The sequence below is a fragment of the Flagellimonas flava genome (assembly GCF_050617915.1).
GTDB lineage: Bacteria > Bacteroidota > Bacteroidia > Flavobacteriales > Flavobacteriaceae > Flagellimonas > Flagellimonas flava_A.
Genome location: NZ_JBODQE010000006.1, coordinates 97,558 through 109,902, shown reverse-complemented (window position 1 = coordinate 109,902; position 12,345 = coordinate 97,558). Strand labels below are relative to the sequence as shown.

13 protein-coding genes are annotated in these 12,345 nt (G+C 41.2%); 7 read left to right on the top strand and 6 right to left on the bottom strand.

Going from position 1 to position 12,345, the window contains the following annotated elements; all coding sequences use genetic code 11:
• Positions 1 to 2: 2 nt before the first annotated feature.
• The 6 genes from queA (at position 3) to ACRHOZ_RS15755 (ending at position 6,049) form a co-directional block, all read left to right on the top strand.
• Positions 3 to 1,052: a tRNA preQ1(34) S-adenosylmethionine ribosyltransferase-isomerase QueA gene (gene queA, locus ACRHOZ_RS15780; protein WP_422350367.1), complete on the top strand. Its 1,050-nt coding sequence runs from the start codon at positions 3 to 5 to the stop codon at positions 1,050 to 1,052.
• 91 nt (positions 1,053 to 1,143) lie between these two features.
• Complete coding sequence (gene rlmN, locus ACRHOZ_RS15775; RefSeq protein ID WP_431127426.1) at positions 1,144 to 2,184, top strand: 23S rRNA (adenine(2503)-C(2))-methyltransferase RlmN; 1,041 nt, start codon at positions 1,144 to 1,146, stop codon at positions 2,182 to 2,184.
• Between the two features lie 266 nt (positions 2,185 to 2,450).
• A complete protein-coding gene (locus ACRHOZ_RS15770) occupies positions 2,451 to 3,428 on the top strand; it encodes a polyprenyl synthetase family protein (RefSeq protein WP_431127423.1) in 978 nt (325 codons plus the stop codon).
• A 155-nt stretch (positions 3,429 to 3,583) separates the two neighbouring features.
• Positions 3,584 to 4,153, top strand: coding sequence for an RNA polymerase sigma factor (locus tag ACRHOZ_RS15765; RefSeq protein ID WP_431127420.1), 570 nt, complete (start codon positions 3,584 to 3,586; stop codon positions 4,151 to 4,153).
• Between the two features lie 8 nt (positions 4,154 to 4,161).
• Positions 4,162 to 4,887, top strand: a complete 726-nt coding sequence (locus ACRHOZ_RS15760; protein WP_431127417.1) for a hypothetical protein — start codon at positions 4,162 to 4,164, stop codon at positions 4,885 to 4,887.
• A 91-nt stretch (positions 4,888 to 4,978) separates the two neighbouring features.
• Positions 4,979 to 6,049: a hypothetical protein gene (locus ACRHOZ_RS15755; RefSeq protein ID WP_431127414.1), complete on the top strand. Its 1,071-nt coding sequence runs from the start codon at positions 4,979 to 4,981 to the stop codon at positions 6,047 to 6,049.
• Positions 6,050 to 6,104: 55 nt separating this feature from the next.
• Here ACRHOZ_RS15755 and ACRHOZ_RS15750 read toward each other — a convergent pair whose 3' ends face one another.
• The 4 genes from ACRHOZ_RS15750 to ACRHOZ_RS15735 all read right to left on the bottom strand — a co-directional run bounded on the left by ACRHOZ_RS15750 (position 6,105) and on the right by ACRHOZ_RS15735 (position 8,528).
• On the bottom strand, positions 6,105 to 6,296 hold the full coding sequence (locus ACRHOZ_RS15750; protein ID WP_431127861.1) for a zinc-ribbon domain-containing protein: 192 nt from the start codon (positions 6,294 to 6,296) through the stop codon (positions 6,105 to 6,107).
• A gap of 114 nt (positions 6,297 to 6,410) precedes the next feature.
• Positions 6,411 to 7,607: a hypothetical protein gene (locus ACRHOZ_RS15745; protein ID WP_431127411.1), complete on the bottom strand. Its 1,197-nt coding sequence runs from the start codon at positions 7,605 to 7,607 to the stop codon at positions 6,411 to 6,413.
• 123 nt (positions 7,608 to 7,730) lie between these two features.
• Positions 7,731 to 8,033: a DUF805 domain-containing protein gene (locus ACRHOZ_RS15740; RefSeq protein WP_431127859.1), complete on the bottom strand. Its 303-nt coding sequence runs from the start codon at positions 8,031 to 8,033 to the stop codon at positions 7,731 to 7,733.
• Positions 8,034 to 8,162: 129 nt separating this feature from the next.
• Positions 8,163 to 8,528, bottom strand: coding sequence for a DUF805 domain-containing protein (locus tag ACRHOZ_RS15735; protein ID WP_431127408.1), 366 nt, complete (start codon positions 8,526 to 8,528; stop codon positions 8,163 to 8,165).
• Positions 8,529 to 8,740: 212 nt separating this feature from the next.
• Between ACRHOZ_RS15735 and dnaG the strand changes: the two genes are divergently transcribed.
• A complete protein-coding gene (dnaG, locus tag ACRHOZ_RS15730) occupies positions 8,741 to 10,714 on the top strand; it encodes a DNA primase (RefSeq protein WP_431127405.1) in 1,974 nt (657 codons plus the stop codon).
• A 49-nt stretch (positions 10,715 to 10,763) separates the two neighbouring features.
• On the opposite strand, the gene ACRHOZ_RS15725 is transcribed toward dnaG, so the two are convergent.
• Both ACRHOZ_RS15725 and nadE read right to left on the bottom strand, forming a co-directional pair.
• Entirely contained in the window at positions 10,764 to 11,393 is a 630-nt protein-coding gene (locus tag ACRHOZ_RS15725) for a response regulator (RefSeq protein WP_420398810.1), read from the bottom strand.
• A gap of 154 nt (positions 11,394 to 11,547) precedes the next feature.
• Positions 11,548 to 12,336: an NAD(+) synthase gene (gene nadE, locus ACRHOZ_RS15720; RefSeq protein ID WP_431127401.1), complete on the bottom strand. Its 789-nt coding sequence runs from the start codon at positions 12,334 to 12,336 to the stop codon at positions 11,548 to 11,550.
• Between the last annotated feature and the right edge of the window lie 9 nt (positions 12,337 to 12,345).

Below are 12,345 nucleotides of genomic sequence, written 5' to 3'. Positions count from 1 at the left end.
ACATGAAATTATCAAACTTCAACTTTGAATTACCTAAGGAACTATTGGCCGAATACCCTGCTGAAAATCGGGATGAGTCCAAACTCATGGTGATTCATAGGGAAACCGGTAAAATTGAGCACAAAATGTTCAAAGACCTTATCGATTATTTTGACGAGGGAGATGTAATGGTTTTGAACAACACCAAGGTTTTTCCGGCAAGACTTTATGGAAACAAAGAAAAGACCGGTGCAAGAATTGAAGTGTTTTTGCTGCGCGAATTAAATCAAGAGCAAAGACTTTGGGATGTTTTGGTTGATCCCGCGAGGAAGATCAGAATTGGAAACAAATTATATTTTGGAGATGATGAAAGCTTGGTGGCTGAGGTTATCGACAATACTACCTCAAGGGGGAGGACATTGCGTTTCCTTTATGATGGATCCTATACTGACTTTAGAAGGAAGCTTCGGGAGTTGGGAGAAACCCCACTTCCCAAGTACATAAAGAGGGATGTGGAGCCAGAGGATGAAGAGCGCTACCAAACAATTTATGCAAAGTACGAAGGTGCTGTGGCTGCTCCTACGGCAGGTTTGCACTTCTCCAAGCATTTGTTGAAAAGATTGGAGATAAAAGGTATCGATTTTGCCGAGGTGACCCTACACGTTGGACTGGGAACTTTCAATCCCGTTGAAGTAGAAGATTTGTCCAAGCACAAAATGGACAGTGAGGAATTGGTCATTGACGAAAAGGCAACGGAAGTGGTTAACAACGCCAAGGCAAATAAAAGAAAGGTATGTGCTGTTGGAACTACGGTGATGCGTGGTTTGGAAAGTGCGGTTTCATCAGAACATTCATTGAACACTTTTGAAGGGTGGACAAACAAGTTTATTTTCCCTCCTTATGACTTCAGCATTGCCAACTGTATGATTACCAATTTCCATTTGCCAAAATCCACTCTTTTGATGATGGTTTCGGCATTTATTGGTCACGATTTGATGAAAAAAGCGTACAAGCAGGCCATCTTGGAGCAGTACAGGTTCTACTCTTATGGAGACGCTATGTTGGTCATCTAAAATAAAATAGTTCCTTATGTAAAGGAACCTTAAGTAATTGATCCCGAGTAGTAGATTGCTTCTCGGGATTTTTCTTGACTATCTTTAAACGGTGGAAACCAAAAAAAAGGACATACGGGCATTGACCAAGGAACAACTGCGGGATTTCTTTGTTTCCCAAGGGGATAAGGCTTTCCGTGGGAATCAGGTGTACGAATGGCTTTGGCAAAAATCTGCGCATTCTTTTGATGCCATGACCAACATTTCCAAGGAAACAAGGCAAATGTTGGAGGACCACTTTGTAATCAATCACATCAGGGTGGATCAAATGCAGCGTAGTTCGGATGGGACCATAAAAAATGCAGTCCGACTACATGATGGATTGGTAGTGGAGTCCGTGTTGATACCTACCCAAACTAGGACAACAGCTTGTGTTTCCAGTCAGGTAGGTTGTAGCTTGGATTGTAGATTTTGTGCAACCGCCAGACTTAAACGAATGCGGAATCTGAATCCGGATGAAATCTACGATCAGGTGGTAGCCATTGACAATGAAAGTCGATTGTATTTTGATCGCCCATTGAGCAATATTGTTTTTATGGGCATGGGAGAACCTTTGATGAACTATAACAATGTGCTCAAGGCCATTGAAAAAATAACTTCCCCGGAAGGACTGGGCATGTCGCCAAAAAGAATTGTGGTGTCAACTTCAGGGGTGCCCAAAATGATCAAAAAAATGGCGGATGAAGAGGTCAAATTCAGCTTGGCGGTATCCTTGCATTCAGCCATAGATGAAGTGCGAACATCCATTATGCCGTTTAATGCCACTTTTCCTTTGAAAGATCTTAGGGAGGCCTTGGAGTATTGGTATCAAAAAACCAAAAACCGTATTACGTACGAATATGTGGTCTGGAAGGGAATCAATGATACGCAAGAGGCTGTGGATGCCTTGGTCAAGTTTTGCCGTTTTGCGCCTTCCAAGGTAAACCTTATCGAGTATAATCCCATTGATGATGGGGAGTTCCAACAAGCATCGGAAGCCGCTGTGGAAATGTATAAAAAGACTTTGGAACGAAATGGGATTACAGTGACTGTTCGTCGCTCTAGGGGTAAGGACATTGATGCTGCATGTGGACAGTTAGCCAATAAGCAATAAGTGGTTAATAGTGAACAGTTGGCAATTAGCAGTTAACAGTTGGTTTTAACCAAACACCAAATACCAAACACCAAACACCAAACACCAAACACCAAGCACCAAGCACCAAGCATCCAACACCTTTAAATAGTAGTTTGTTGATAATTGTCAACTGTATTTTGTCGACGCTTTAAACCGCCCATCTTAAAACTTTGGGCATCCAGTGCTGAACTCTTCCATTTTCCCTACTTTTAGCGTCCAAAACCAAATTTGCTAACGTCTAAGTTTTGAAGGTAGTTTCACAAATTAGGGAACCTATTGAACGGGAGATGCAACTATTTGAGGAGAAGTTTCTCAAATCCATGTCCTCTAAGGTGGCATTGTTCAATAGAATTACCTTTTACATTGTGAATCGAAAAGGGAAGCAGATGCGACCCATGTTCGTTTTCTTGACCGCCAAGTTGATCAATGGGGGAAATGTCAACGAAAGAACCTATACCGGTGCCTCCATAATAGAATTGATCCATACCGCAAGTTTGGTACACGATGATGTTGTGGATGACAGCCATAAACGTAGAGGTTTCTTCTCTATAAATGCCCTGTGGAAAAACAAGATTGCCGTCCTGGTTGGGGATTTTCTATTTTCCAAAGGAGTTTTGGTGGCTCTGGAGAACAAGAATTACGACCTTTTACATATTATATCCAACGCAGTTCGGGACATGAGCGAGGGAGAGCTGCTTCAGATTGAAAAAGCGCGACTTTTGGATATTACGGAAGAGGTCTATTATGATATCATCAGACAAAAAACTGCGACTCTGATTGCTGCTTGCTGCAGTATGGGGGCATGCTCGGTTAAACCCGATTCAGAGGAAGTGGAAACTTTTAGACGGTTTGGGGAACTTTGCGGAATGGCCTTTCAGATTAAGGATGACCTGTTCGACTATGGTGAGGAGAAAATCGGAAAGCCAACCGGAATCGATATTAAGGAACAAAAAATGACCCTTCCGCTAATTTATGTCTTGAACCAAAGTGATAAAGACAAGAAGCGTTGGCTTATAAATTCCATCAAAAAACACAACAAGAACAAGAAACGGGTAAAGGAAGTTATAGCCTATGTTAAAGAAATGGGCGGACTGGATTACGCCGTTACCAAAATGCTTGCTTTTAAGGACGAGGCGCTGGCCTTACTGGACAACTACCCAGATTCCGAATACAAGAGTGCGCTTACTTTGATGGTCAACTACGTTGTGGATCGTAAAAAATAGATTTTGCTAGATGCTAGATGCTAGATGCTAGATGCTAGATGTCAGAAGGTTTAAAGCGCTCATTCTGTAACTATATCACATTAAAATTTCCAAAGAGGCAACCATTTTGAAAAATGCCTCGTCTATCTTTATAACAAACTAAACGAGAACCACTGTTGAAAATCGTGTCATTATATACGAACGAGAAGCAACTGATCAAAAAGTCCATTTCTGGCGATTCCAATTGTCAGAAGTTGCTTTATGAAAAATTTGCTCCCAAAATGTTGGGCGTATGTCGCCAATACATAAAGGATGTGCAGTTTGCAGAGGATGTTATGGTCAGTGCGTTCGTGAAGGTATTCCGCAATCTGGCTTCCTTTGAGCACAGGGGAAGTTTTGAAGGATGGATTCGGAAAATAATGGTGAGGGAGAGTATTTCCTTTTTACGGAAAAAGCAATTTGTGGTTTATGATGATGAAGCCTATCAGCAGGCAGAAAAATCGGAAGAACAATCCTCCATTTTGGATGTGGAATATGTACAGCAGTTGATAGATAATTTGCCTGAGGGGTATAAAATGGTGTTTTTGTTAAATGCCATTGAAGGCTACAAGCACCACGAAATAGCAGAAATGTTGCAAATATCGGAGGGCACTTCAAAATCACAATTGTTCAAGGCTCGAAAGATGCTACAAGAAAATTTAAAGTTACAGGGAATGATAAGTCGAGCACAGTCTAGACAAAAATAGTAGGAGTTATGGAGAAACTGGAAAAACATATCAAGGACAAACTGGGGAATCGGGAGATTGCGCCATCTGCAGGAGCTTGGGAGAAAATTTCAAGCCAGTTGGATGCGACTGTCGCCACGAAACCCAAGAGAAAATATGTATATGCCATTGCTGCTGGGTTTGTGGGTTTACTTTTGGCATCCGTTTTCTTTTTCGCATCTGGTGAAAAAGGTGAGCCCGCTCGAGTGGTTGATGAAAACTTGCATGTGAACCCTGTAATCCCTGCTTTGGAAGGGCAAACGGAAATTGTGGATGAGAACGGGACGAAATCCGTGCTGATGGTTACTGAAAATGGCACCAAAAACTTGCAAGACCAAGGAATGGAAAATCAAACTTTGAAATCCATGCCCTTGAATGAAACGGAAGTAGCTTCCAAACAATCCATTCAAAGTAATCTAATACAAGAAACCGACCCGCTAATCGCCAAAAAAGTAAATGAAGTAATGGCTCAGGTTCAGCTCTTGGAATCAGTTAACGCTCAAGTGACCGACGCTGAAGTGGACTCGTTGCTACGTGCTGCCCAGAAAGAAATTCTAACCGAAAAATTGTTTGACGAAAGTGGCTCGGTAGATGCCATGGCCCTCCTAACCGAAGTTGAAGACGAACTGGATGCCTCTTTTAGAGATCAGATATTTGATGCACTTAAGGATGGGTATTTCAAATTAAGAACCGCTGTGGCAGACAGAAACAACTAGAACTTATTCATCAATCAAAAATACCTTTTTAGTTTCCCGCTCCTGGAATAGTCCGGGAGGGGAGATTAGGAGGGGCAAATCAAAAACAATCATGAGAACAATTACCTTTTACTTGGCAGCATTTGTATTGTTGTTGCTATCGCAAAACCTGATGGCACAAGAACCTTATCAGCAAAAAATCGAAGATTTAAGGGGAAAAAAGGAAAAAATAACCCAACAGGAAAAAGATGCGCTAAAAGAGGAGGTCGAAAGCATCAATAGGAGATTGGAACGGGGAGATTTGAGTGCGGAAGAAGCTAAAGTGCTAAAGTCCGAGGCCGCAAAAAAGAGAGCGCTGAACATTGAAAACAGAGTAGCCATAATAGACCATCAAATTTCACTTTTGGAGCGAAATCAAGGGGAAACCTTGAGCATTGCGGATGAACGGGACCGATGGGACGATGAAGACGGCTTTTCAATTCGGATAGATGGGGAACCTATTTTCTTTACCAATTCCAGAAGATGGAAAGATGATATTAAATATGACCGAAGAACCTATTCTGACCCGGTATTTGCCATTGGACTCAACAATGCCTTAATTGATGGCCAATCCCTGGATGATTCCCCATATAAGGTAGGTGGTAGTCGATTTTTTGAAATGGGTTGGCAATGGCGGACGCGGGTATTCAAAAACTCCAATTGGCTGCGCTTCAATTATGGTTTTTCATTTCAGTTCAATGGTTTAAAACCAGATGACAACCAAATTTTTGTCCAAAATGGAGACCAAACGGTTTTGGAGGAATTTGAATTTGAATTAGACAAATCCAAGCTTCGGATGGATAATCTTGTCTTTCCCGTACATTTTGAATTTGGTCCTTCCCGTTTTCGGGAAACTGAAAAAAGCATTAGATACTCCATTCAAAACCAATTCAGGATGGGCGTTGGTGGCTATGGTGGATTTAATTTGGGAACTCGGCAGAAGCTCAAATATTCACGCGATGGGGAAAATGTAAAGGACAAATTTAAACGGGATTACAATACCAGCGATTTGATATACGGAATTAGCGGGTATGTTGGCTTCGATGAGATTCTTCTTTATGTAAAATATGACTTGAATCCCATTTTTAAGGATGCGGATGTGGAACAACATAATATTTCCCTGGGCCTAAGGTTTGATTTATAACCAACTGTCAATTCGAGCACAGTCGAGAATTCTTAATTCGGGTTGCGCTCTTTTTTCATTTGTTAATAGCCCGTTCCATTTCTGCGGAAAACTCTTCTTTATAAAACCCTCTTTTGCAATGGGAACATTCCGCAAAACTTGATGAGCCAATTTTAAATAAAGGAAGCCAGAACAAGTGGAAGTAGTTGGCTTGGGAAATAGAGGTCAAGGTTCCGTGTTGACCACAATGAGGACAGCTTACCCCCATTAGGTTTTTAGTTTCTTTTTTACTCGGTCTGGTTCCGAAGAAGAGAATCATATGGAAAAATTATACCCCTATAAAAATAGAGGTATAATGAATGCCGGCCAAAATTTTTGAATGCTACTCGGTAACTGTTATTTCCTTTGAAAATGTAGGAGAGTCAGAGTTCATCTCAAAATACTCTATTCTGTACTGTCCTACATCGAAGACCATGTTTAAATCACATGACTTGCCATCATCAATTGAATTGAATATCTGAGAATTAGTCTCAAAGTCGTATTTGAATATGTTCCAGTTTACATCGGAACCCGACCAGTGCCATGGTAGTCCTTCTCCAAGCGAGGTGATTTTGATCATAAGAGTTGCACTTTTTTTGAGCTTAACTGCCAAACTAAGATCATTCCCATTGTTATGACCTCCAGAATATTGCAATTTGTCCAAATCCAATATGTTTGGCCCATACTCTCCATTTTCTGGATATTCAATAAGTTTTTCAGTAATTTCAAAATCGGTACCTTCAACAAATTCTTTTATGTACTTCTCAAAATTTGGGATTTCGGCATCAATATCCAATTCTTCGTAACGTGTCTCCAGATTTTCACGAATTCCAGCAACATCCAAATAACCAACATGGTTTACCAAGTCGGAACCAAGGCTTAAGTCATCCAATGTTCCATCCTCCTTTAAGTCCTCACTAATATTGGACAAGAGTTCAGTAAGTTCTCCCTCCGTTCGATATCCATTTAATATAAGTGAAGCCGCCAACAACATTGCGTTGTTTTCTCCACTTTGTGAAATGTCAAGCAATTCTGAGGACTGTGTGGCTTCCGAACTAAACCCAAAGATATCCAACACCTCATTTTGCGCTTGTGACTTGGCGTCCTTAAAGGTTGACCCTTCTCCAATTAGATATTCCACGCGCTCTTTCTCCAGATGGGATAAAATATTGACATTAATAGTGGTTTTGTTTGATACATCCGAAATGGCGTTCAAGGTCAATTGCGCGGAGGATTGTTCACCCAATATCTCATTGAAGTAAAAACCATTGGCCTGCAGATGCACAAAGTTTGAGATTAATTCCACGTTGTTGATTTCAAAACTTCCTTGACTGTTGGTAATCTGGGTATTAAAAGTTTTACCGGTTTGCGATAAATTTTCTTCCAGTTCATTGATGGAAATACTGGTTCCATTTACAAAGGGACCCTTTTGTACCGCACCAGACAAGCTACTTTTTGAAATTAAGTCATCACCACTGTTTTCTTTTTCGCACCCAGTCAACACAACAACTAAGGCAAGACATAATAGTACTTTTTTCATAGTTTACTTTTTAGATTAAAATGTTCATGTTTGACGGGGTTGGCTGTTATTTGGAATTTTAACACCTGTAAAAGGAAGGAAAAGATATTCTTTTGCCCATTCTGAATTGACGAATGCCCGTTTTCAATTGACGGATGGGGATTTTGGGCATGGGCCATATTGGTTTTCTTCCATTATACCATTTTTTACGAGCTGAATAAAAACCCAAAGCGCCCCAACAATGGGAATAAACAGAATTAGAAGGGTCCAACCACTTTTACCAACATCATGTAATCGTCTTACCGTGGCTGAAAGTGAAGGGAGAAAAACGGCTAATACGTACAATATATAGAGTGGACCAAAACCTATATTAGCTATGGCGATTTCAAAAACGTTATCCAAGGCAATGGCAAATAAGCTAAAGAACAAACAAAATAAAGTAAACATCCAATATTCAGCCCTACGGGCTCTTCCCTTAAAATTTGCGTAGTTTTTTATGACTTGTAAATACCATTCCATGTTCTATTGCTTTAGGGTTATGTTGTTAAAGGAAATGGAGGTTGAATTGTGCGGTAATTACACCGGTATCAGTTTGGGATTTGCCCCATAGGCATTTTCATTAGGGTCGCTGTCCTTGACCAATAAGAAAAGCAGCCAAAGCGATCCGATAACAGGAATCAATACCACAAAGAGCATTGCTCCTTTCTTTCCAACGTCATGTAATCTTCTAACAGCAACAGCAAGTCCGGGAATCAACATCGCAAGGGCATAGAGCCCATAAATGGGGCCAACACCCATTTGAGCTAGGCCTATAGCATTGTCCAAGGAAACGGCTATCCCACTAAAAATGATATTGAACAAGGTAAACATCCAATATTCCGAGCGTCTGGCCCTTCCTTTAAAATCCGCATACTGTTTCAAAACTTTTAAATACCAATTCATCTTTGTGTTTTTGGTTGGTTGTCCTACTCATATGGCTTTTCGGTTTCGCCCCGTTTTTGGTTTCTGGACTCCATTTTTCATGGAAAAAGTAGCCCAATCAAGTCAAATTCAAGGGGTTGGTTTGATGGATGCCCCTTTTCAGTTGATGGATGATGCTTTTCAGCTAAAATTTTGTTTTTTCGCTACCTTTAAAGGCTATTTAAATTCAAGCATTGATTTCCAAGACCACCATAGATCAAGTTTATGAGACCGCCAGACTGGAAGAGGTCATTGGGGATTTTGTCCAATTGAAGAAATCCGGTTCCAACTTTAAGGGCTTAAGCCCATTCACGGATGAACGGACTCCTAGTTTTATGGTGTCTCCCGTAAAGCAGATTTGGAAGGATTTCAGTAGTGGCAAAGGAGGGAATGTGGTGGCTTTTTTAATGGAACATGAGCACTTCAGTTATCCGGAAGCCATTAAGTATTTGGCCAAAAAATACAATATTGAGGTAGAGGAGACCGAACAGACCAACGAACAAAACGAGCAGGCCAACGAACGGGAAAGTATGTACCTGGTTTCGGAGTATGCCCAAACCTATTTTTCCGAATCCTTGTGGGAACGTGAATCGGGCAAGGCCATTGGACTTACATATTTTAAGGAACGAGGGTTTTCTGATGAAACCATTAAAAAATTTGGACTCGGATATTGTCTAGACAATTGGGACGCCTTTACCAATACCGCCTTGGACAAAGGATACCAGCTAGAGTTTTTGGAAAAAACGGGCCTCACAATCGTTAAAGAGCAGGCTGGGGGCGAATCCAGAAAATTTGACCGCTTTAAGGGCAGGGTCATGTTTCCCATCCATTCCATGAGTGGTCGTGTGCTGGGTTTTGGAGGACGTATTTTAACGAATGATAAGAAAGCTGCCAAATATCTGAACTCTCCAGAAAGCGAGATTTACCATAAAAGCAAAGTGCTTTATGGGATTTACTTTGCCAAGCAATCTATAGCCAAAGAGGATAATTGTTACCTGGTTGAGGGTTATACCGACGTGATACAACTCTACCAAAGCGGGGTAAAGAATGTGGTTTCTTCCAGTGGTACCGCTCTTACACCCGAGCAAATTAGACTCATCAATAGGCTTACCAAGAACATCACCGTACTTTTTGATGGGGATGCTGCTGGTTTACGGGCTTCCCTGCGTGGAATAGACCTGATTTTGGAACAGGGAATGAACGTAAAAGTCTGCACCTTCCCCGAAGGGGAAGACCCCGATAGTTTCGCCAAAAACAATTCCTATGAAGATTTGGTGCTGTACTTAGAGGAAAATGCCAAGGATTTTATCCAATTCAAAACATCACTTTTAGCCGAAGAAGCTGCCAACGATCCCATAAAAAGGGCAGATACGGTAAGGGACATTGTAAATAGCATTAGTAAAATTCCCGACCGAATCAAAAAAGAGATCTACATTCAGGAATGTGCAAAAATAATGCATATTTCAGAAGAGGTACTGTACAATACCTTGGCCCAAATCGATAAAAAAGGGGTAGCGGATGCTTCCAAAAAGCTTAAGCAGGAGCAAAAAGCCTTTGAAGTGGTGAAGTCCCAGCAGACCGTTGAGAAGGTGGATGTTCAGTACGAACTGGAAAAGCAGATTATTGAATTGCTGTTGTTGTACGGAGGTGAAAAACAGGAATTTGAGGATTTGGTGTTGAAAGAAAATGATGAGGGTGATTTGGTTTTGGAACCGGAAATTGTAGAAGCCAAAGTCTATGAAAAAGTGTACCTGGATCTTCAGGAAGACGAAATTGAACTGACCAATGATCAATTTAGAAGTATTTACTACAAGCTAATTGAGGATTTGAATGAGCGTGAGGAGTTCACGGTAAATGCGTTTTTATCCAATTTGGATCAAGAAATGGTCAATGAGGTGTCTTCCATTTTGATGGAAGAGGAGCGCTATACCTTACATGATTGGGAGCGCAAGGATATTTATCCCAAAGCCAAAAAAATGGGGGTGGCCCAGTTGGTGGCCGAAACTATTCTTACCCTTCGCTGCAACCTTATAAAAAACCGGATAAAAAAACTTCAAAAGGACACCGAAGGTAGTAATGGTGACAATTCTGAAGTGTTGGAGGAAATTGTGAACTACCTGCAGTTAAACAAGCTTCTCAATGCCAAATTGAATCGAGTACTTTCATAAAAAAAATCCCGAACAATTGCCCGGGATTTCAAATTTTATGCTTGGGGTACTAGTACAATTCCAAGGCCTTTGCCTGTTGCAAAAGGTCTACCAAGTTGTCCACGTTCAATTTTTTCATCAAACGTGCTTTGTACGTACTTACCGTTTTTTCGTTGAGATTTAAGCCTTCGGCTACCTCTTTGTTTCGCTTTCCGCTGGCCAAGAGCTTCAAAACCTCCACTTCTCTCGAAGAGAGTTTTCTAAAGAACCTTCTTGGTTTTTGTGTTCCTTCGTCAAAAGCAAGTCGTTGGGCCAGTTCATTGGTGATGAACATGTTTCCTTCACTTACTTTTCTAACGGCGGTCATGATGTAATCCAAGTCGGCACTTTTGGATAAATATCCAAAGGCTCCGGCCCGAATGGTGCTCAGGGCGTACACATCTTCCGATTGTCCGCTATACATTAAGGTTTTTACTGCGGGGAAATCTTGTTTTAACTTCCTTAGGGTGGCAATCCCGTTAATTTCGGGAATGTCCATTTCCAACATGACTACATCAGGGGAAACTTCTTCCAATGTTCCGAATAGTTCCGAGGTTGTGGAAACATCAGCAATGACCTCAATATCTGAACTATGTTCCAGGACTTGTTTAAGGCCCAAGCGAACAATGGGATGGTTGTCAGCTATTAATACTTTAATCATTTGGTTTGAGTTTTACGTTGTTTAGTACTTAATTCCTTACGTGGCGTAGCAGGCAAGTTAACAAATTGAGAACGTAAAACTGTAATTTTTTTCTTAAAACCTTAGAATTTCTGGGGTTTTTTTCGTCTTAAGCTGGGTTTTTTCGGTCAAAAGGTCATTTTAGGCTTGCAGGAATTTCACAAATTGGTATCGGAATCATCTTATGCTTGTTGGAAGTATTAAACTTTTTAAAAATTGCGAATACTTCCCGTTTTCTGTCGGAAAAATCGTCAATTGTCTTTCCTTCATCGTCCATTTGCATGGCCCACTCCAACTCTGGATAGCTGGCGCCAATCTGATCTTCATCCGTTCTGCTATCTCCCCAAAGCCCGTCTGTAGGCGCTGCGTCCATAATATCTTGGTTAACGCCAAGAACATTTCCAAGGGCATACACTTCGGTTTTGAGTAGATCGGCAATAGGACTAAGATCTACACCGCCATCCCCGTATTTGGTATAGAAACCAATGCCAAAATCCTCTACTTTGTTCCCAGTTCCGGCCACCAAATAACCTTTTAAGGCCGCAAAGTAATACAGGGTGGTCATGCGAAGTCGGGCTCGGGTATTGGCCAAGGACATAAATCGCTCTTCTTCATTTTCAACTTTAGGAAGCGCGGCAACCAAGCCATCGAACACGGGAGTCAAATTTACAGGTTGCCGTTTGACGTTGGGATAGTTTGAAATTAACCAATTGATATGCCTATCTGCCCGGGTAACCTGATTTTCACCTTGATGTATGGGCATCTCCACACATAAGAGGTCCAATCCCGTTTTAGCACATAAAGTTGATGTGACGGCTGAGTCTATCCCTCCGGAAACTCCAATGACAAATCCTTTGCAATTGGCCTTGGTGGCGTAGTCCTTTAACCAGTCAACAATATGTTCGATTACCTTTTCAGTTTGCATACCTTATTT